A 2,925-nucleotide genomic window follows, 5' to 3' on the forward strand; every position below is an offset into this window, starting at 1 on the left:
CGCTTCGAGGCCGCGGCCGCCGCGGCCAGGGAGCTGCCGCCGCGGGCCGCGGCGGCCCGGCTGGCGGAGGCCCTGGGCTGGTGGCGCGGGCCCGCCTACGCCGAGTTCACCGACCTGCCCTGGGCCCGCACCGAGCGGTCCCGCCTGGCGGAGCTGCGGCTGCACGCCGTCGAGCTGCACGCCCGGGCCCGGCTGTCCCTGGGCCTTGCCGCCGAGGCCGCGGCGGACCTGGACGGCCACGTGGCCGAACACCCCTGGCGCGAGGACGCCTGGCGGCTGCTGGTGCTGGCCCTGTACCGGGCCGGCCGGCAGGCCGACGCCCTGGCGGTGCTGCGCCGGGCCCGCACGATGCTGGTCGAGCAGCTGGGTGTGGACCCGGGCCCGGCGCTGCGCCGGCTGGAGGCGGACATCCTGACGCAGGCGGCCCACCTGGAGGCGCCCGCTCCGGGCGGGCACGGCGCAGGCTGGGACACCGGCGAGCCGGAGGGCGGCCGGCACGGGCCCGGCGGCGGTTCGACGGGGGCGCCGGGAGCGCGGGACGCGGAGGCGGTGCCGGGGGCGCCGGGGCGGAGCGGTGGTGGCGGTCGGGGCGGAGGCGCGTCGGAGGGCTGCCGGGCGGGAAACGCCGGTGTGCCGGACGGCCGCGGTGGCGGGGGACCCGGCCCGTCCCGGGCGGGTGACGACGCCGGAACAGACGACGGGGTGCACGGCGCCGACGGCGTCACCGATGCCGGGGAAGCCGGCGCGCGGCGGGTCTGGGCGGAGGCGGCGGCCGCGTACGACCGTACCGTCACTGCCTCCGCCCGCGCCCGGCTCGAATCCACCGTCGGCCTGCTCCGCGGCCTCGCCGTCACCGGCGGCGGCGGGCTGCAGGCCGCCCGGCGGCACCGGGTGGCCGCCGTCGTGGCGGCCGAGGAACTGGGCGACCCGGAGCTGACCGCCCGTGTGATCGGCGCGTACGACGTCCCCGCGATCTGGACCCGCGTCGACGACCCGGAGCAGGACCTCGGCGTCGTCGCCGCGGCCGAGCGCGGTCTCGCCACGCTCCCGCCCGGCGAACACGCCGCCGCGCGGGCGCGGCTGCTCGCCACCGTCGCCGTCGAGTCGCGCGGCACCCGCTCCGCGCGCGGGCCGCACGCCGCCGGGCAGGTGGAGCTGCTGGCCCGCGGGCTGGACGACCCGGCGCTGCTCGCGTTCGCGCTCAACGGCGTGTTCATGCAGACCTTCGAGCGCACGGGCCTGGCCGCGGCGCGCGACCGGGTCGGTGCCGAGCTGGTCGGGCTGTCGGCCCGGCACGGCCTGGTGACGTACGAGGTGCTGGGGCATCTCGTACGCATGCAGGCCCGCGGTGCGCTGGCGGACTTCCCGGGCGCCGACGCGCACGCGGCCGCGGCGGACGGGCTCGCCGAGCGCCACGAACTGCCGCTGGTCGCGGTGTTCACGAGCTGGTACGCGGCCCTCCGCCTGGCCGCGACCGCCGCCGCGGCCCCCGGCGCCGCCGACGACCGGGCCCCGGCCCCCGCACCGCCGCCCGAGTCCACGCTGACGGGGCTGTTCCGCGCGCGGGTACGCGCCGCGCCGGGCGCGGTCGCCGTCGCGGCCGACGGCACGGAGCTGACGTACGCCGAGCTGGACGCCCGCGCCAACCGGCTCGCGCACGCCCTCGCCGCCCGCGGTGCCGGCCCCGAGGGCATCGTGGCCCTGGCCCTGCCGCGCTCGGCCGACCTCGTCGTGGCGCTCCTCGCCGTACTCAGGTCCGGCGCCGCCTACCTGCCGCTCGACCCCGGCTACCCCGCCGCCCGCCTCGCGGCCATGGTCGCCGACGCCCGCCCCGTCCTGCTGCTCACCGACACCGCCACCGCCTCCGCCGCAGACACCGCCGGCACCCTCGGCACCGGCACGCCGCGGCTGCTGCTCGACGCGCCCGGGACGGCCGCCGAGCTGCAGGACCTGCCCGGCACCGACCCCGCGCCCGGACCGCGGCCCGGGCACCCGGCGTACGTCATCTACACCTCCGGCTCGACCGGCGCGCCCAAGGGCGTCGTCGCACGGCACGCGAGCGTCGCCGCCGTCGCCGAGCGGTACCGGGAGCGGGTGTTCGGCCCGGCGGCCCGGCGCGCCGGCGGCCGCCCGCTGCGGGTGGCGCTGACCGCCTCGGTGTCGTTCGACGCCTCCTGGGGGCAGCTCGCCGCCCTCACCGCCGGCCACGAGCTGCACGTGCCGTCCGCCGCGACCTTCACCGACGCGGACCGCTTCGCGGCCTGGCTGACCGAACGGCGCATCGACAGCGTCGACCTCACGCCCTCGTACCTCCAGGTCCTCTGCGACCGCGGCCTCTTCACCGGCGGGCGGTGGCGCCCCGGCCTCGCCGTCCTCGGCGGCGAGGCGCTGCCGGAGGGGCTGTGGCGGGAGCTGCGCGCGGTGCCCGGGCTGACGGCGTACAACATGTACGGCCCGACCGAGTGCACCGTCGACTGCGTGCAGGCGCGGCTCGACGACGCCGACACGCCCGTGCTCGGCCGGCCCGTCCCCGGCGCCCGCGCCTATGTCCTGGACACCGCGCTGCAGCCGGTGCCGCCCGGGGCGACCGGCGAGCTGTACGTCGCCGGGGCCGGCCTGGCGCGCGGCTACCTGCGCCGCCCGGGGCTGACGGCCCGGCGGTTCGTGGCCGACCCGTACGGCCCGCCCGGCACCCGGATGTACCGCACCGGCGACCTCGCCCGCCGCCGCCGCGACGGCCGGCTCGACTTCGCCGGGCGCGCCGACGACCAGGTCAAGGTCCGCGGCCACCGCGTCGAACCCGGCGAGGTCGAAGCCGCGCTCGCCGCCCACCCCGCGGTCGCCCGCGCCGCCGTGACCGCCCGCGCCGACCGCGGCGGCGACACCCGGCTCGTCGCCTACGCGGTGCCCGCCGCCGGCGATCCG

General features: G+C 80.4%; 1 protein-coding gene. It reads left to right on the plus strand.

The window, feature by feature from the left end; all coding sequences use genetic code 11:
• Positions 1-2,925, plus strand: a 2,925-nt coding sequence (locus ABD317_RS35405; RefSeq protein WP_344295865.1) for an amino acid adenylation domain-containing protein, incomplete at both ends; no start/stop codon positions are given.

The sequence above is a fragment of the Streptomyces synnematoformans genome (assembly GCF_039531005.1).
In the GTDB taxonomy this organism is placed as follows: domain Bacteria; phylum Actinomycetota; class Actinomycetes; order Streptomycetales; family Streptomycetaceae; genus Streptomyces; species Streptomyces synnematoformans.